The 18,325-nt window shown below is 45.9% G+C and carries 15 protein-coding genes, 1 tRNA gene and 1 pseudogene; 8 read left to right on the forward strand and 9 right to left on the reverse strand.

Translation table 11 applies throughout. The features are described from left to right. The first annotated feature begins 3 nt into the window (after positions 1-3). Positions 4-309, forward strand: coding sequence for a rhodanese-like domain-containing protein (locus tag ABIA61_RS07555; RefSeq protein WP_014282339.1), 306 nt, complete (start codon positions 4-6; stop codon positions 307-309). A gap of 250 nt (positions 310-559) precedes the next feature. Here the strand turns inward: ABIA61_RS07555 and gndA are convergent, their stop codons facing one another. Both gndA and ABIA61_RS07565 read right to left on the reverse strand, forming a co-directional pair. Then, complete coding sequence (gndA, locus tag ABIA61_RS07560; RefSeq protein ID WP_044648633.1) at positions 560-1,966, reverse strand: NADP-dependent phosphogluconate dehydrogenase; 1,407 nt, start codon at positions 1,964-1,966, stop codon at positions 560-562. 187 nt (positions 1,967-2,153) lie between these two features. Beyond that, positions 2,154-2,753 carry a hypothetical protein gene (locus tag ABIA61_RS07565; protein WP_283652417.1) on the reverse strand — a complete coding sequence of 200 codons (600 nt, stop codon included), beginning with the start codon at positions 2,751-2,753 and terminating at the stop codon, positions 2,154-2,156. 279 nt (positions 2,754-3,032) lie between these two features. Here ABIA61_RS07565 and ABIA61_RS07570 point away from each other — a divergent pair, with 279 nt between their 5' ends. Next, on the forward strand, positions 3,033-3,665 hold the full coding sequence (locus ABIA61_RS07570) for a YktB family protein (RefSeq protein WP_283652418.1): 633 nt from the start codon (positions 3,033-3,035) through the stop codon (positions 3,663-3,665). Positions 3,666-3,691: 26 nt separating this feature from the next. Here the strand turns inward: ABIA61_RS07570 and ABIA61_RS07575 are convergent, their stop codons facing one another. Next, complete coding sequence (locus ABIA61_RS07575) at positions 3,692-4,975, reverse strand: MFS transporter (RefSeq protein ID WP_283652419.1); 1,284 nt, start codon at positions 4,973-4,975, stop codon at positions 3,692-3,694. 186 nt (positions 4,976-5,161) lie between these two features. Between ABIA61_RS07575 and ABIA61_RS07580 the strand changes: the two genes are divergently transcribed. Then, entirely contained in the window at positions 5,162-6,637 is a 1,476-nt protein-coding gene (locus ABIA61_RS07580) for an aminotransferase class I/II-fold pyridoxal phosphate-dependent enzyme (protein WP_044648638.1), read from the forward strand. A 122-nt stretch (positions 6,638-6,759) separates the two neighbouring features. Here the strand turns inward: ABIA61_RS07580 and ABIA61_RS07585 are convergent, their stop codons facing one another. Together ABIA61_RS07585 and ABIA61_RS07590 are read right to left on the reverse strand one after the other, a co-directional pair. Next, on the reverse strand, positions 6,760-7,065 hold the full coding sequence (locus ABIA61_RS07585; RefSeq protein WP_025684269.1) for a DUF1292 domain-containing protein: 306 nt from the start codon (positions 7,063-7,065) through the stop codon (positions 6,760-6,762). A 79-nt stretch (positions 7,066-7,144) separates the two neighbouring features. After that, positions 7,145-7,702 (reverse strand): hypothetical protein, encoded by a 558-nt coding sequence (locus ABIA61_RS07590; RefSeq protein ID WP_044648639.1) that lies wholly within the window; start codon positions 7,700-7,702, stop codon positions 7,145-7,147. A 201-nt stretch (positions 7,703-7,903) separates the two neighbouring features. Between ABIA61_RS07590 and ABIA61_RS07595 the strand changes: the two genes are divergently transcribed. After that, a complete protein-coding gene (locus ABIA61_RS07595; RefSeq protein ID WP_044648640.1) occupies positions 7,904-8,668 on the forward strand; it encodes an MBL fold metallo-hydrolase in 765 nt (254 codons plus the stop codon). 121 nt (positions 8,669-8,789) lie between these two features. Here ABIA61_RS07595 and ABIA61_RS07600 read toward each other — a convergent pair whose 3' ends face one another. Together ABIA61_RS07600 and ABIA61_RS07605 are read right to left on the reverse strand one after the other, a co-directional pair. After that, on the reverse strand, positions 8,790-9,026 hold the full coding sequence (locus ABIA61_RS07600) for a DUF3892 domain-containing protein (RefSeq protein ID WP_283652420.1): 237 nt from the start codon (positions 9,024-9,026) through the stop codon (positions 8,790-8,792). An 88-nt stretch (positions 9,027-9,114) separates the two neighbouring features. Continuing rightward, on the reverse strand, positions 9,115-9,558 hold the full coding sequence (locus ABIA61_RS07605) for a GNAT family N-acetyltransferase (RefSeq protein WP_044648641.1): 444 nt from the start codon (positions 9,556-9,558) through the stop codon (positions 9,115-9,117). A 141-nt stretch (positions 9,559-9,699) separates the two neighbouring features. Between ABIA61_RS07605 and ABIA61_RS07610 the strand changes: the two genes are divergently transcribed. From ABIA61_RS07610 to ABIA61_RS07625, 4 genes and pseudogenes are all read left to right on the forward strand, one after another. Beyond that, a tRNA-Val gene (locus tag ABIA61_RS07610) sits at positions 9,700-9,771 on the forward strand. Between the two features lie 448 nt (positions 9,772-10,219). Beyond that, the gene (locus ABIA61_RS07615) at positions 10,220-11,938 is read left to right on the forward strand and encodes an NAD-dependent malic enzyme (RefSeq protein ID WP_283652421.1); all 1,719 of its coding nucleotides are present in this window, start codon (positions 10,220-10,222) and stop codon (positions 11,936-11,938) included. Positions 11,939-12,045: 107 nt separating this feature from the next. After that, positions 12,046-12,877: pseudogene (locus ABIA61_RS07620) on the forward strand (AEC family transporter). 391 nt (positions 12,878-13,268) lie between these two features. Then, the gene (locus ABIA61_RS07625; protein ID WP_283652422.1) at positions 13,269-15,032 is read left to right on the forward strand and encodes a methyl-accepting chemotaxis protein; all 1,764 of its coding nucleotides are present in this window, start codon (positions 13,269-13,271) and stop codon (positions 15,030-15,032) included. Positions 15,033-15,123: 91 nt separating this feature from the next. Here the strand turns inward: ABIA61_RS07625 and ABIA61_RS07630 are convergent, their stop codons facing one another. Beyond that, positions 15,124-16,176: a glycoside hydrolase family 53 protein gene (locus tag ABIA61_RS07630; protein WP_283652423.1), complete on the reverse strand. Its 1,053-nt coding sequence runs from the start codon at positions 16,174-16,176 to the stop codon at positions 15,124-15,126. A gap of 90 nt (positions 16,177-16,266) precedes the next feature. After that, positions 16,267-18,312 (reverse strand): beta-galactosidase, encoded by a 2,046-nt coding sequence (locus ABIA61_RS07635; protein WP_404580036.1) that lies wholly within the window; start codon positions 18,310-18,312, stop codon positions 16,267-16,269. Positions 18,313-18,325 lie beyond the last annotated feature (13 nt).

Raw genomic sequence — 18,325 nt, forward strand, 5'->3', positions numbered from 1 at the left:
GCCATGACGCAAATCGCCCTGATTGAACCTTCTGAGCTTCGCGCACGCCTGCAAGCAGGAGAGCAACTGCAATTGATCGACGTTCGCGAGGCAGAAGAAGTAGCGGAAGGCATGATTGACGGTGCCAAGCATATTCCGCTCGGACAGATTCCGAGTCGTCTTGAGGAAATTGAACGTACCGGTGAAATTATCTTTATTTGCCGGAGCGGTTATCGCAGCGAACGAGCCTGCGAATATTTACAACAGCTCGGTTATGAAGGCTGCACTAACATGACTGGCGGTATGCTGCAATGGTCACAAGAGCAGTAAAATGCTGCTCACCACAAGAGACGGGATCTTCCCGTCTTTTTGTTACAACCCAAAGCTTAGACGCGGTAATGCGTTAAAATATCTTGTCGTTATCATACCACAGCGCCAAAAGATTACACAATCCTCTAGCTTCATCCTCATCCAATCAACTATCCACGAAAATCAAAAAACGGAAGCTTCTTCTACCACAAGGGTAAAAAAAGCTTCCGCTGTATTACATCGATGCTATCCTTACATATCCATCAATTTATTAGAACCACTGGTGATGGAACACGCCTTCTTTGTCCACACGTTTGAACGTATGCGCACCGAAGTAGTCACGTTGCGCTTGCAGCAAGTTTGCTGGCAGACGCTCAGTACGATAGCTGTCATAGTATGCGAGCGCGCTGGAGAAGCCCGGCACTGGAATACCTTGAGATACAGCCACGGAAATCACCTGACGCCATGCGTTTTGGTAAGTTTCTACTACATTTTTGAAGTAGGAATCCAGCAACAGGTTTTTCAGAGCAGGATCGCGGTCATACGCATCCTTGATGTTTTGCAGGAATTGCGAACGGATAATGCAACCGCCGCGGAAGATCATAGCAATTTTTCCGTATTTCAAATCCCAATCGTATTCATCGGAAGCTGCACGCATTTGAGCAAACCCTTGAGCATAAGACACAATTTTACTTGCGAACAATGCTTTACGTACGCTTTCGATAAATTCTTTTTTGTCTCCGCTGAAGGATTCAGCATTAGGACCGCTCAGCACTTTGCTTGCCGCAATGCGCTCGTCTTTCATAGCAGACAGGAAGCGGGAAAATACGGATTCGGTGATCATAGACAGTGGCACGCCCAGATCCAGCGCGCTTTGGCTTGTCCATTTACCAGTACCTTTTTGACCTGCTGCATCCAGAATAACGTCTACCATTGGTTTGCCTGTTTCGGAATCATATTGGGAGAAGATGTCAGCCGTGATTTCGATCAGGTAGCTGTCCAGCTCGCCTTTATTCCATTCTGTGAAGATTTCATGAAGCTCTTCCGCATTCACATTCAGGACCGATTTCAACAGGTGATAAGCCTCACCAATCAATTGCATGTCGCCGTACTCGATACCGTTATGCACCATTTTTACATAGTGACCAGCACCGTCGGGACCGATATATGTACAACAAGGGTCGCCTTCTACTTTTGCAGAGATTGCTGTCAGAATCGGCTCTACCAGCTTGTAGGCACTTTCTTGTCCACCTGGCATAATTGCAGGACCGTTCAAGGCACCTTCTTCGCCACCGGATACGCCTGTACCAATAAAGCGAAATCCTTTTTCCTCCAGCTCCTTACTGCGGCGCTGTGTATCAGGGAAGTAGGCATTGCCGCCGTCTATAATAATGTCGCCCTTGTCCAGATGAGGCACAAGCTGCTCAATCGTGGCATCCGTTGCTTTACCAGCTTGAACCATGATCAGGATTTTACGGGGCGATTCCAGTGAGTTCACAAATTCTTCAATGGAGAAAGTACCCGTCAATTTCTTACCTTCTGCTTCTTTGATAAGATCGTGCGTTTTTTCGGGAGAGCGGTTAAATACCGAGACGGTGAAGCCTCTGCTCTCAATATTAAGGGCCAAATTCTTACCCATTACCGCCAGGCCGATCACACCAATCTGCTGTTTTGCCATCTGGTTCCTCATCCTTTGCAACATATTTTTTATTCTATATCGCCGCTTTACCGCATTACACTTTATGTGAATCGGAACACGTGCAATTCTATTTTAACGTTTTTGGTGTCAGAAGTGAACCCCTGTCTATTCGCAGATCAAAACACCCCATTTTCATGAGGTGTTCAATTATACTAAATCTACATCATTATGCTTCCATCATCAGCAGTTGGCGGGATAGCGCTTGCAGGCGTTCATGGCAGTTCTCGGCTCTGGTCGTATCTCCCTCTGTCATTGCCGTGAAAAGCTTCTCCAATTCATCATCCACTTGCATTCTGAGCAGCAGCAGTCGGGTCTCTCCCTCATTGGAAATATACATTTCCTCCATCTCCTGCACTGACAGCACTGGTCCCTTCTGATAAATAACGCGTTGCTTAAAACCAGTAACCTCAACCAGACGAATGACCTCACCGAACAAAATATTTTCCACCAAAATATGATGGTCCTTGACTCTTTTGACAATGGCATGGCCTCGGGTGCTTCCAATCAGCTTTTCCAACCACTCCGCCAACTTGGCGTCGCGGATCACATAATCTCCGGCCAACTTGTAGTGCCCTGTACGCAATTGTTGAAAACGAAGCTTCACCAGCTTGCGTCCGGTCCTTACCGACAGCACCAGGTACGACTCATCCTCGCTCCAGTACAGCGAATATCCTTCCGATATCAAATCCTTGATCAGATTATGGATATGCCGACGGCTAAACCGGAGCTCCAAATTACAATATTCTACCTCGCAGCCCTTGTTCACGGCATTCCCTCCTTTTTCAAGTCCGATTCAAGAAGTCCGGCTACAGCAAGCCTGCGGCTTTCCCGCTTGATCTTCCCTTGCTCTATTTTATACTTCATTTTATGTAAGGGTACTTGGTTATTTGACCTATTTTTATGAGTAACAACGCACAATCCTACTTTTGCCTTATACTCTTGTCCCAAACCCGGCCTAAAGTCGGTCAAGCCTGATGGCATTATGCTATAATCGGACATATTACGCCACACGAAATGGCTTAACCCAGTTACAGGAGGAAAAGGTATGACATTCAGTGGATTTACTGCAAAGGACTTTGATGTTTTTGGAATACCGGGGCTGGAGCCTCGCATGGAGGTACTGATTGAACAGGTTCGACCCAAACTGGAAGCGATTGGTGCGGAGTTGGCTCCTTTCCTGACGGACTTGTGCGGCGAGCCTATGCACGTTCATGTTGCAAAGCATGCACGACGCAAAGTAAACCCACCCAAGGATTCTTGGGTAGCTTGGGCGGCGAACAAGCGTGGATACAAGGCGTTACCGCATTTTGAGGTAGGTATGTTTGCTTCACATCTATTCGTCATTTTTGCAATTATTTATGAAAGTCCGAATAAAACTACGTTTGCCCAGGCACTCAAAGCCAACCTGAGCAATGTACGCTCTAACATACCGGATCATTTTTACTGGTCCATGGACCATATGGCTCCGGAAGGTACAGAGCAAAAACAAATGGACGAGAAGGATTTTCAAACGATCATCGACAAGCTACAGCAGGTAAAAAAATCCGAGGTCATGTGTGGTATCCGTATCGACCGGGACGATCCACTCGCCAGTGACGGAGCTGCATTGCTACAGACAGTGCGTTCTACTTTTGAGCGTTTGCTGCCGCTGTACCAAATTGCCTTCTCGAAAGAGTAACCAGCATTAGCTAATCAAGCTGCTATTCAGGCTTTGGCCGTCTTTCTGCGCGGATTACGCGCCAAAGCCAAATGACAGCCGAACATAAGCAGCATTACAACTCCGCTGATGATAAATGGAGCTGTGTGTCCAGCGCGGTCCCACAGCACTCCTGAAACGAGTGGACCGATGACCATGCCGGAGCCTTGGAGTGTCAGAAAAAAGCCCCATACCGTCGCTCGTTCGCTTTCCGGGATCAATTTAGCGAGGAAGGTATTCCATGCAGGTAAAATAAGCGCATAGCCCAAGCCAATGAGCGCTACGGATACGAACACAAGCGGAATGGATCGGACGGCGGAAAAGAAAAACAGCGTAATCCCGGCAAGCAAAAAACCGGCGTGCAGAAAATACTCTGTTCCCAGCCGATCCACCAGCTTTCCGCAAGGAATAAGCGCCAGCACCGTCACCCCGCCGCCCGCGATCAAAAATACACTGTACAGATTCGGCGAAATGCCGAGGTCTGTCCGGGCGTACAGTGTCAATACTGGGCTGATCAAACCGATAACAAACGACTGCAAAAACAGCGCCGGGTAAATTAACGGGTTTACATCAAGTTTTGTTTTGAGAGAGTTGAACGTTTCCTTGATTCCTCCCAGTAGCTGCTTCTTTTGCTTCGCGAGACCGTCGGAGGACACCAAGGCGCTCCGTTGCAGCGCTCCTTTGTCAGCAGATTTTTTGCGTCCGGGCAGCATAAGGGAGACCAGCAATAACAAAATGCTGCATCCTGTCAAAATCATAAACACCATTCCGTAGGAATGACCATAATGTGCCATAGCGAAATTCATAACAAGCGGCCCCATTCCTGTTCCGCCCATGGACGCAATTTCCAATGTGCCCATCGCCGCACCATTGCTGTTATTAGGCCCGGACATTTCAGTCGTTCCAGTCATGACACAAGGCCAGAGCGGAGAAGTGCCCAGACCGAGCAGCAGACAGGCGACTACGAGCCACACTGGCTCTGTCAGCACGCTTAGCATGATCACCGCTACAAGTGTGAACAGCAACGCGGTCGACATCGTTCCCCGGTAGCCGAGCCGTTCAGCTATCCAGCCCGCCGGTGCCCGGAACGCATTGTCACCAAAATACTGGAGCGAAAAGGCCAGACCGATGATTCCGGCTGACAGTCCGAGCGTTTCTCCCATATATACCGGCAGGATAGCTACCAGAAGAGATCCCTTCATAAATTCAACCAGAAATACCAGTACCCATAATTCCGCAAAAAAGGGAGACCATAACCGCCGAGGATTTTTTTCTCTTCCGATTTGTTTCATCTGTCCCACATCCTCTACCTTCGTTTTTTCGTCATAAAGTCCGGGTTGTCTCCATGCTCCTCTCATTCACAAATAAAAGCACCGTCAACCGCTTGCATTCCTACTTCAAACTGCTATACTCAATTTTGTTCTATTATCACTTGCCAGGATTGTCGAAATCCTGCACGAAAGGTTGTGACAACACTAATGAATCAAAGCAACACCCCGCTTTTTACTGCTTTGAAAAAGCACGCTCAGAGCAACCCGGTTCAATTTCACATCCCAGGTCATAAAAAGGGAGTGGGGGCAGATCCGGAATTTCGCGAATTTATGGGGGATAATGCCTTTTCCATAGATATGATCAACATCGCTCCATTGGACGATCTGCATCAACCTACGGGTGTCATCGAAGAAGCCCAAAAGCTTGCGGCAGAAGCCTATGGAGCAGATTATACTTACTACAGTGTACAGGGTACAAGTGGAGCTATCATTACTATGATTATGTCCATCTGCTTGCCAGGTGATAAAATTATTGTACCCCGAAATGTACACAAATCTATAATGTCTGCCATTATATTGTCTGGAGCAAAGCCTGTATTCGTATCTCCGGTCAGTGATGAAAATCTTGGTATTCACCACGGGATTACAACCAAGTCCGTACGCCGGGCACTGGAACGCCATCCTGACGCCAAGGGCGTCCTCGTCATCAACCCGACATATTACGGTGTGTGCGCCGATTTGAAAGAAATAGTTGATCTCGCTCACAGCTATAATGTGCCGGTCCTGGTCGATGAGGCCCACGGTGTACTCATTCATTTTCATCCTGATCTGCCGATGTCCGCCATGGAAGCGGGAGCAGATATGTCAGCTACAAGCGTCCATAAGCTAGGCGGTTCCTTGACACAAAGCTCGATTCTGAATGTGAATACCAAAAACGGATACGTCAATCCGCAGCGTGTGCAGACGATTTTCAGTATGCTGACAACGACTTCCACTTCCTATATCCTGCTGGCTTCTCTGGACACATCACGCCGCAATCTGGCTCTCAATGGCTATGAAATAGCGCAACGTGCGCTTGATTTGGCCGAATACTGCCGTGCAGAGGTCAACAAGATTGAAGGATTATATTGCTTTGGCAGTGAAATTCTCGGTACAGAGGCAACCTATAATTATGACGCGACCAAAATCACCATTCATATTCGTCATCTAGGCCTTACTGGGTACGACGTGGAAAATTGGCTGAGAGAAAACTACAATATCGAGGTTGAGCTTAGCGATATGTACAATATTCTCTGTCTGGTGACCCCCGGGGATACGAAAGAGGACATTGAGATTTTATTGAAGGCTCTGCGTGAGCTGGCTGCTATTCATTATTCTACAGGTCAGCAGCATGAACTGGATGTAAAAATACAGGAAATCCCCCAGCTCTCCCTGATTCCGAGAGACGCTTTTTACGGAGATACGGAAGTGGTACCATTCAAGGAATCTGCTGGACGCATTATTGCAGAATTCATTTATGTATATCCGCCAGGTATTCCGATCCTGCTGCCGGGCGAAGTGATCTCACAGGACAATATTGATTATATTGTCGATCATGTGGAAGTAGGCCTGCCTGTTAAAGGGCCTGAGGATCGAACGGTACATCAAGTGAAGGTTATCGTCGAAACGGACGCCATTTCCTAAGCCTCCTGAGCCGTAACAAGCTTGAAAAATCTTATAAGCATCTTAAATGCTTAACAAAAAAAGCCCCCGATTGGGGGCTTTTTCATCAGCTTACAAAGTTGTAGCAGCCGATAGATCCAAGGTTATTCGTATTGGGCAACCAGCTCGCTGTATGCCTCTTCTACACGTTTCCATTCATCTTCGTCCTCGATATTGTAAAGCACCATTTCTTCGTTTTCTTCTTCCATACGAAGAATAATGCCGTCTGCTTCAGGATTGCCGCGCTCCAGCAGGAGAGCGTAAACGTGATTTTCTACGTCAAAGGTCTCTACCAGCACCATTTCTACATCTTTGCCATTTTCATCAGTTAGCGTAAGAACCATTTCTTCATGTTCGTGGTCATGATCGTGGTTGCAGGCTTCACCGTGTTCATGTTTGTGATCACTCATGGAAATACCTACCTTCAAATTGTTTTATTTTCCCCCGTATCGTAACATGATCAAGGGTACAGGTCAATTTGTGGTATGCCTAATTTATCGCTGTAATGACTTTTTCGGACACCAGTGTATAGCTGCTGTCTTTACTTTCTTTAATGTAGAAACCAACCCGGTAATTCCCTGCTGTTTTAAAATCATACGTAAAGTCGTTGGTACGGAACCAAAAGTTATCCTTTTGTGCTCCGCTGATATCCTGGGACTGAATATCTTTCACGTTACCCGCCGGGTCAGTAATCGCTACCTTCACTCCGGAGATATCCGCTTTCAACGTATCAATCTGACTGAATACATTGAATTTCACTTTGTTGCCTTTATTCACGTTACCGAACACCGTATCGCCCTTAAACAAGAACATGTGTACATTTGGTTGGTCGAAAACAACTTTTCCACCGGACGGATCAAAACTGACAATCCCGTTAAAATCCCGAATGGGCACATACGTTTTGCCATCAATGACAACCGCGCCATCCTTCGACACCTCACCGTTAATAATCAACTTCACTTGGTCCTTGGCGGATTCCGCCGAAATAACGGTCCCTCCCATTATCGAAAAGGCCATCACTAGGGCCATAACTTTTCTCCACTTCATCGCTAGATATCCCTCCATCATTATCTGTTAAATAACTTCTGTCTTACATTTATACCTAGCTCAGTTCCACAAGTTGCGCTAGGCATCACAAATTGTCCAAAGTTTTTGATATGGCGTAAAATCTTTAATTTCTAACAGCATCGATGGTAAGATACGACTGAAGAGGATTTATACACATTTAGCCTGGAGGGTGAAATACGAATGAGCCTGACCATACAAATGCTAGGCACAGGCAGTGCCTTTGCCAAAAACTATTACAACAATAACGCACTGCTGGACAGTGGAGAAGGCAAGCTGCTAATCGACTGTGGAACAACCGCTTCGCTGGCTCTGCACCAAATGGGTGTCCCATTGCCCGAAATTGACGCCATTCTAATCACCCACATTCACGCCGATCATGTCGGGGGTCTGGAAGAGTTTGGCTTTCAAATGAATATCCTACATGGTCGCAAACCTGTGCTTTGTATCGCAGAACCGCTAATTCATCCATTATGGGAAAATACGCTCAAGGGCGGCATGTCACAGCAAGGAATGATTGGCAAGCTGGAGGATGTGTTTGAGGTAAACGTGCTGACGCCTGGTGAACCCACCAGCTTAGTATCCGGCATCGAAGTTGAACTCATTCCTACCCGTCATATCCCCGGTAAAGACAGCTACTCCCTGTTCATTAATGACCGTCTTTTTTATAGTGCGGATATGACCTTTGATCCAGATCTGCTGAATCAACTGGTACACGAGCGAGGCTGTCGCAGCATTTTGCATGAGGTTCAATTACAGGGTGCAGGAGAAGTCCATACGACGTTGGACGAGCTGCTCAGCTTGCCAATCCAGCTTCAAGAGCGGATTCGTCTCATGCACTATAGTGACGACATGGAGCAATTCAAGGAAAAAGCTGGAGTCATGTCCTTTCTGGAGCAGCAGCGCGTATACAACATTGTGGAGCTGGAACGCACAGAGCAAAAATAATACTGGATACAAAGTGAGAAAGCAAAAAGCCGCCGGGTTTCCAACTGGAAAAAGAGCCCGGCGACTTTGGCATATACTTGCGTGTAGTTATGTGCTTAGTGATAGATGCTTGAAATGAACGTCAGAACAACGGCAACTGATCCAAATTATTCGTAGGATCTCCATCAGCATCTCCGCGAATCCGGTTGCTTCCGTCCTTGGCTTTGAAAACATTGACCCCGGCAATCGAGCCTGCTTCAATTTCATTTAGAGCCTGACTGTAATCCAGAACCCGTCCGGTAGATGTCTGAAATGACGTCAGATCACCATCACCGTTTTTACGTACTGCCGTAATTTGTTCCCGTTCTACATTAGCCATGCTGCATCGCTCCTTATCCATAGTGTAGTGGAGGAACTTTTACTAGCATGCACCCTATGCAGAATTATATGCATCTTCGGGCTGCCGGCTACAGCTTTTTGCGCATGCGCACATGTGGAATCCCGGCATCGTCAAAAGGTTCTTCCGAAATCGTCTCGTAACCGAGCTTCTCGTAAAACTTTTCAGCTTGACATTGAGCATCCAGCAGCGAATGCCGCAGCCCCAGCTCACGTGCGCGTTCCTCCAGAGCCAGCAGCAATATACGTCCGTACCCCCCGGAGCGATGCTCCTTGAGAACCGCAATACGTTGCATTTTAGCTGTATCTTCCTCATAATAGGTCAAGCGTCCCGTTGCCACCATCTCACCATGATCAGAGATCAACAAATGATGTGCAGTATCCCCCAGCTTGTCAAAATGGTCAATTTCTAGATTGAGAGGAACTTTCTGCTCCTCGACAAACACCTTAGTACGGATCAATATCGCTGCCTGTAGCTGTTCTTCTGTCGTCACACTAATAATTTCTGCGGCCATCATCCGCTCCCCCTTATCACTGCTTCAATTTGCAAACCCACTAAATTTGAATTATATATATAAATGGTAATGAAGTACAAGCTTATTTCTATTTTTCTACTTTACATTTATGGTTAATACATGATATTATCTAATAACCGAAGGACGGTAGCTCAGCGGGAGAGCATTATCTTGACAGGGTAAGGGTCATGGGTTCGATCCCCATCCGTCCTATACGTCAAAAAGCCTTGATACTCAAGGCTTTTTTGTTTGCCTGAAAATAAAAAAGTCTCATAGTTAGAACTCCAAGTGACTTATTGTGTATATCCCCCTCTCTCTTCTTCATTCACTTTATCCACCTGTTATAAAAATCTCTTCCTATCTATGGAATGAAATAAATTCTATTCCTGATTGAAAGACCCATCCAGCTCCATAGTAGCTTCGCTATGACAAAACTTACATTTAATAAAAATTATTGAAAATATAATGAAAATTAAATGTAATTTTCAGATAAAAATGATTGAAAAATATTTTCATTTTCATAAATTTTCTTATGTAAACACTTATATAACCATTTTTCACACAACATACTTGTTCACTTGGTTTAAAATAAGGCGTATACTGGTTCACGAATTGTTCAAGGTTTAACTAAATGTAATTTTCTAGAAAGAAGGAATTAGAAATGCGTGCTTTTCAATTGACGGAAGATGGTTCTATCGAAACCAAATTAACCGGAAAGGAATTGCTGGCTAATCCACTACTGAATAAAGGAGTGGCTTTTACTCTTGAAGAACGGCAGCAGCTTGGACTTGACGGTCTCCTTCCTCCTACCATATTGACTATTGAGGAACAGGTTCAACGGGTTTACGAGCAATTTCAGAGCCAACCGGATAATTTGCGTAAAAATATCGCGTTAAACGATCTGTTTAACCGGAATACAGTCCTTTACTATCGCTTGCTCTCCGAGCACCTAAACGAAATGCTTCCGATTGTTTATACTCCGACGGTCGGTCAGGCTATACAGGAATACAGTCATGAATACCACAAACCCGGCGGTATGTATTTATCTATTGGTAACCTTTCCGCCATTGAAGAAGCTTTTAAAAATTTGAGCCTGGACCCTGAGGATATTGACCTCATCGTAGCCACGGATTCCGAAAGTATTCTGGGAATCGGGGACTGGGGAGTTGGTGGAATTAATATCTCCATCGGTAAGCTTGCCGTGTATACCGCTGCTGCCGGAATTGATCCTAGCCGGGTGCTGGCAGTTGTTCTTGATGCAGGTACGAACAACGAAAAACTGCTGGAAGATCCTTTATACATGGGGAACCGTCACAAACGTGTTCGCGGAGAACAATATGACCAATTTATTGACACCTATGTTCAAACTGCACTGTCTTACTTTCCGAATGCGCTACTGCACTGGGAAGACCTGGGCAATGTCAACGCCCGGAACATTATCAATAAATACGGAAGCAGTATTCTGACATTTAATGATGATATCCAAGGCACTGGTGCAGTTACGCTCGCAGGTGTTATGTCTGGTGTTAAACTGTCCGGAGTCCCACTAAGCAAGCATCGAGTTTTGGTCTTTGGTCCAGGAGCCGCCGGTATCGGTAATGCAGATCAAATTAGTGCAGCCATGATGCTGGAAGGACTATCGGAAACCGAAGCAAGAAGTAACTTCTGGGCTTATGATTACCGCGGCCTGCTTACTAATGAAACAGAAGGACTTTTCCCATTCCAGGTTCCTTATGTACGGGATGCCGCAGAATGTCGTGATTGGGAACGTGCGGAGGACGGCAAAATTCCACTTTTGGAAGTTATTCGCCGGGTGAAACCGACCATTATGATCGGAACCTCCGGTGTTACCGGAGCATTTAGTGAGGAAATCGTTAAAGAAATGGCCAAGCATACAGAACGTCCTATTATTATGCCTATGTCTAATCCAACTCCACTGGCTGAAGCAACTCCGGAAGACTTGATCCGCTGGACTGAAGGAAAAGCATTGATTGCAACAGGCAGCCCTTTTGAACCAGTAACCTATAATAATGTTAAGTTTGAAATTGGACAATCCAATAATGCTTTCGTGTTCCCTGGTCTTGGACTTGGCGCGATTGTAGTGAAATCCAAAATCATCACAGACAGCATGTTCGCCGCCGCTGCCCATGCAGTAGCCGATATGGTCGATTTGTCACAGCCTGGAGCTTCCCTGCTGCCGAAAATCAGCGAGTTGCGTGAAGTATCTGAAGCAGTAGCTGTAGCAGTTGCAGAGGCTGCCGTTCAGGATGGCGTAGCACGTCACCAGCCCGATGATATCCGCCAAGCGGTTCGGGATGCAATGTGGGACTGCAAGTATAGACCAATCAAACAGAATGGCAAAGAAACGGTCCTGGTTTAAGATTAGCGAACAACGTCAGGTTGTACTTGCATACAAACAAAGTAATTATTGATTCCCCGATGTCCGCCATCCATTTGGCGGACATCTTCATTATTGGAGGCGACATCATGGCTACAGGTCATATTTTTATCATTTTAATTCCTATTTTCTTTGTTATTTTAATTGGTTATGTTGCAGGTTTGTTCAAAGCATTTAACCCTGCTTCTTGGGATTATCGGCTTTTATATCGTATTGCTCGTAGGATATCGCTTAATTGCCAAAAAAGCTCTGACCGAATCCTCCATGTTCGCTTTGAATTCAACTCAGCCTTCTTTTGCGTTTATGGGAATACCGGTTCTCGGCAGCTTATTCGGAAGCGCTGCTGTCGCCATTCCGACTGCGATCACTGGCATCGTCGTTAATGCGATTCTTGATCCACTTGCAAGTATTTTAGGAACGGTCGGTCAGCGCAACTCAGAAACGAAGGAACAAGGCAACTTGTTTAAAGTTACTATGAAATCAGTCCTTCACGGACTCAGCGAGCCACTTGCCTGTGTACCGTTGATCGGCGTCATACTCACCCTTTGTGGATTTCAGGCTCCGAAGTTGCTGCAATCCATGTTTGATCAAATCGGCAACGTCACTTCTGGTACAGCCTTGTTTGCCATCGGGGTAACCATCGGAATCAAAAAGATTACGTTCAGTCCCAAAGCAATTAGCATTGCTGTACTGAAAGCCATCGTCATGCCTATAGTCATGCTAGGCATCGCTGTACTCGTAGGACTGTCCCATGAAGATATAACCAAAGCTGTACTGCTTGTTGCATTTCCAGGCTCGGCGGTAGCCGCTATAATTGCTACCCGCTATGAAACGCTGGAAACGGAAGCCGCATCTGCATTTGTCATCAGCTCAGTATTGTCGCTTATTTCCCTCCCCTTGCTCATTTCATTGCTTATATAAGGGGCAGGATTTTCTATAAGCCTCGACGTGATGCAGACATATACATGATCTTAGGGTGCTCGTCTGTTCCTTAATATCTTATTTTTTAAATATTGTCCAAACAATAAAATGAATTATTCATGCCGACAAGCGGTCGTTCCACAACGTTCTTTCGTTGTAAGCCACCGTTGTTATTATGTAGCCTCCCATTTCCTTTTCTCCTCCAAACCCCATTTTTCCCATATGAAAGTGAAAAGAATCTTTGTCGGTTTTTGTCACTATATTTCACCAATATGTAACCGATATTCTCCAAATTTAATAAATATCTAACATTTAGAAAGCTAATTGACGAAATATATAAGGTATAGGTTGTATATTAAAAATATAGTTCAACTTAAAGGAGAAGAAGCACGTGAAAAACTTGAAGTGGAGTACTATGTCCTTTTTTGGTAAAAATCTATTGATTTCATTCCTTAACATCGTATTGATCGGTACGATTCTCATCACATCCAGCTACATACTTCAAAAGAACATTCTGACCACACAGTTGCAAGACCAGGTTAAGGTGTTAACCAAAAAATGGGCAAATGATGTCGATAAAACGAAAGTAGAGCAAGCCTTGACCGAGAAAGATTATAATGGCTCTGTTCAACAGGATTTACGCAAATTTCTCGACTCCATTCACACCTTTTATCCTAATGTTGCCCAAGCTTACATATTTGGTACAGAGTTAAAAGAAGGAGACCAAACCTCCATCATTGGCGTTCCCACAAATCTGGTTCAATCGTTCCAAGATTCCAAAATGAACATAGGGGATATGTATGCTCTTCCTATTGAAAACGTAAACGCCGTAAATGAAATGCTAAAATCGAAAGAATCGGCGTTGAGCAGCTTTTATTCCGACGATTATGGCACATGGACTACCATTGTTTATCCCATTACTGATGCAAGCGGTAAAATTACGAGCGCCATCTACTTTGACGTAGACGCAAGCTCAGTGCCTGCCGGACTTCATAAACTGCTTTTATACGGTGTATCCCTGCTCATTCTGTTCCTTGCTATTTTCTTAACCATTCAATATTTGCTGGTAAAACGTACCCTTTCCCCGATTCGCAGCTTGATGAAGGGCATCGAGGAAGTGAGCGAGGGCAATCTGAATGTTAGCATCAAAACAGGCCAGGATGATCTTGGCATTATCAATCAAAAGTTTAATACCATGATCAAACGTATTAACGATACGATGGTAAAAGTACAGGATACGACGCAAGAGGTTACAGGATCAGCTCAGGAATTGCTAAGTATTAGCGAGAAAAACAGTGAGAATACGAACATCATTAATAGCAATATTCAGGAAATAACCCAAGGACTTGAATCCCAGGATCAAGCTGCGCTTGAAAGCTCCCGGGCTATGAATGAAATGTCTACGGTTATCCAAACCATTGCCGAAAGCTCATCTTCCGTATCAGATCAAGCTTATTCCATGGAAAAACGCTCGGTAGAAGGCAACCAGGTAGCCCAGAAGCTATCTACTCAAATGGATTCTATCTCTACTACAATAGAAAGAACAGTTGATTCCGTTAATGCGCTACAGAACCGATCTAACGAAATCAGTAATATCGTAAGCATCATTACAGGCATTGCCAGCCAAACCAATCTGCTCGCACTGAATGCCTCCATTGAGGCCGCCAGAGTAGGTGAGGAAGGTAAAGGCTTTGCAGTAGTAGCAGGAGAAGTGCGTAATTTGGCTGAGCAATCTCAAGAATCCGCTAGACAAATTGCCGAGCTTATTGGGGAAATTCAAAAGGAAATTGAACAAACGGTAGAAGGAATGAGTCTAGGCGCGAAGGAAGTTCAAGTCGGGCTGGAAGTCACACGTCAGACGGGCGAAATGTTCTCGGAGATTTTGAATGCGGCCAATAATGTATCGTCACAAATTCAGGAGGTATCCAGTGCGACGCAGCAGATTTCAGCCAGTACGCAGGAAATGTCAGCAACCTCTGACGAGCTGTCTTCCACAGTAAGCAAAACAGCAGACAGCAGCAAACAAATTGAGCACACCATTGGAGAACAGGCTGAGTCGATGGCTTCTATCGTCAAAGCTTCCGACAAGCTTACCATGATGTCCGGGGAGTTAGGAGAGCTTATTTCATTCTTCAAGGTAAACCGGAAATCCTAACGATCTACCTTCAATAAACCAACGAAAACAAAGAACCTCTATTCTGCACATTGTGCGGATTAGAGGTTCTTTGACATACTCGTCACGTACTCTAGTTTATAAAGCCTTCCAGCGCTGAGGTTGGCTTACCGTCAGCCTGCCAAGCACCTTTGTTATAGCCCTGATTATAACCTGGGGTTGCAGCCGGCTCCCAATAAAATACTCCCAAGCCTTTGCCGCCCGTGATACTACGAACCTTCGTTTTGATGTCTGCAATAAATGCCTTTGAGGTTGCAGGTTCATTATATTCCATTCCGATTTCACTGATAACAATACCTTTGCCGTATTTTGCAATGAGATCATTGGTATTGGTAATCGTCTGGTTCACTTTTCCCTGCCAGTTCGAAGGAGACGGATACAGAGAAAACCCGATGAGGTCAAACTGAGCTCCATTGTCAATTAAGCCGCCAATATTCCAGGCTAAGGTGGAGCCACTATCCCCGTTTGCCAGGTGTACGATCGTTTTAGTACTGCTGCTTACCGATTTTACAGCATTATTCCCTGTATTGACGAGCCAGGCGTAGTTTTTCATGTTCACTGAGGCTTTGCCGTCTTCCCAGAGCATTCCATTGTTCGTTTCATTGCCGATTTGCACCCAATCCGGTGTTACCCCCTTGCTTTTCATCGTGTTCATAACATAAACCGTATGAGACCAGACCGCATCCATAAGTTGCGTAAATGTAAGATTTCGCCACGCATAAGGTTTGTTCTGCTGCCCGGGATCAGCCCATGAATCGCTGTAGTGCAGCGTCAGCATGACGCTCATACCCAATTTTTTAGCTCGCTGCGCCAGTTCTGCTGCCTTTTCGGCATTCATGTATCCGCTTCCATAATCCTTCATGTCAGGGTTTACCCACACCCGGATACGCACCGAGTTGATCTGATAATCGTCCCGCAAAATTTGCAGCACATCTCCGCGAACCCCTTTTTTATCCTTCCAGGTCCTACCTTGCGCTTCCATTCCTGCTACCCAGCTTATATCTGCTCCTTTGGCAAAAGCAGGGGCGGCCGAGGCCGCACCTAATCCCGCAGAGCCAAATGGATACAAAAAGCTGGATAACAAGATCAACATCACAAATACCATAGTCCGTTTACTTGTTTTCATAAGTCATCCCCCATCTGAATTGTGTACCCCTCATTGTCTCTGACAAATCTACCCAGATCCCTCATTCGGGAAAACGTCAGCCATCACACTCTATACTATTTCCGATTTACTCCGCTCTGTCTTTAGTACCTTAACAGCATAGGCATCCAATAGAACCTTGCCGTCTTCCACCACATGATTTTCGAGCATATCCGCATAAATTCGTCCATCCAGCCTAATCTCTTGCGGCTCATGAGTGAAATTCAGCATGAAAATATAATCATGGACTCCATCGGTACGAATCGCCGTATTCACTCCATGCGGCAACTGAACATCGAGTGCTTTACTAATTCCTGCGCCATCAATCAAACTTCTGTAAAAATGACTGTTGAACGATCCGGTGTTGCGTGAGGCGATATAATAAGCTTTTCCCTGTCCCAAGCGGTTCACCGTCAAGGCTGGGCGTCCTGCATAAAAGTCTGAACCGTATACAGCCAGTACCTCTGCACCTTCCGTATGAATGAGATCGCACAGTTCTACAGCCTCATATTCGCCATGCAGATCCAACTCATTGCCTTCAACTGGCAAAATATGATTACGGTCGTGATCATGCAGCCCGTCAATCTCTTCCGACCAGATCCCAAGCGTCTTACGAAGCGGCCCCGGAAAGCCTCCAAGGAAGCACAAATCATGTTCATCCACAATACCGGACCAATAGGTTGCTACAAAAATGCCACCGCTTTCAACAAACTTTTGTATTCGCTCACCTACACCGCTGCGCACCATATATAGCATTGGAGCTACCACAAGTTTGTATTTGGAGAAATCTGCATCCATATGAATGACATCTACAGGCACACCCTGCTCCCACAAAGCCAAATAATGTGCTTCGGCTGTCTCCTCATATTTTACACCTTTATTACGTGGCCCTTGTGAGTCGTTGACCGCCCAGCGATTCTCCCAATCAAAAATAACTGCCGCCTCTGCTGGTACAGATGTGCCGATAACCTCCTCCAGTTTTTCCAGCGCGTTGCCCACATTTGTCACATCCCCAAACACCCGAGTATGCTCATGCCCCACATGATCGACGACTGCACCATGCAATTTTTCACTCGAACCGCGGCTTTTCCGCCACTGGAAATACTGGACTGTATCTGATCCGTGTGCCACAGCCTGTAAAGACGATAGCAGATGCATACCCGGCCGCTTCAGCTTGCTAATCTCCTGCCAATTCGTCAAGCTTGGCGTACTCTCCATCAGCATCCAAGGCTTCCCGCCCTTGATTGAACGGATAATATCATGCATCATGGCCACTTTGGCAGCCTGACGGCTATCATCTCCCCCACGGTCATGCCACGTTGGATAGCTGTCCCAGGATACAACATCGAGCAGATCGGCAAACTTCCAGTAATTCAATCCTTCAAAAAACTCCATCAGATTTGTGGTGACCGGAAGCGCCGGGTTTGCAGCTTTGAGCGGTATAATCTCATTTTTGATAAAATCTGCGGTCTGATCAGTTACAAAGCGTCTCCAGTCCAAATTCATAGCATGGACCTGCGTTTCACCGTGAGGGGCCGGAGATTCGATTTGACTCCAATCCGTAACCGTATGACTCCAAAAGGTCGTCCACCATGCGTGATTAAGCTTATCCAACGTGCCGTATTTATCCTTCACCCAAACGCGAAATGCCTCCTGACAATAATCACAGTGGCAATCCCCACCAAATTCATTGGAAATATGCCAACCAATGACAGCCGGATGATTTGCATAACGCTCGGCCAGCTTCGTATTCATGATACGTACTTTTTCCCCGTAGACAGGCGACGTAGAACAGTGATTATGACGAAACCCGTGCAAGTTACGGACACGGTTAGCCTCCACACGCAATACCTCTGGATATTTCTGCGACATCCAGGCCGGTCTTGCTCCACTAGGAGTAGCCAAAAACGCATAGATCCCGTTTTCAGCAAACGAATCCAGGATACGGTCCAGCCATTCGAACGTGAATACACCCTCCTCAGGCTCCAATGAAACCCATGAGAATATGCCGACGGACATCACATTACATTTAGCCTGCTTCATCAGCCGAATATCCTCATTTAGCACCTCGGGATAATGCTGCCATTGCTCCGGGTTATAATCCGCCCCATGCAGCATACGTGGAACTCGC

It is taken from the genome of Paenibacillus sp. RC21 (genome assembly GCF_044907935.1).
Taxonomy (GTDB): Bacteria; Bacillota; Bacilli; order Paenibacillales; family Paenibacillaceae; genus Paenibacillus; species Paenibacillus terrae_A.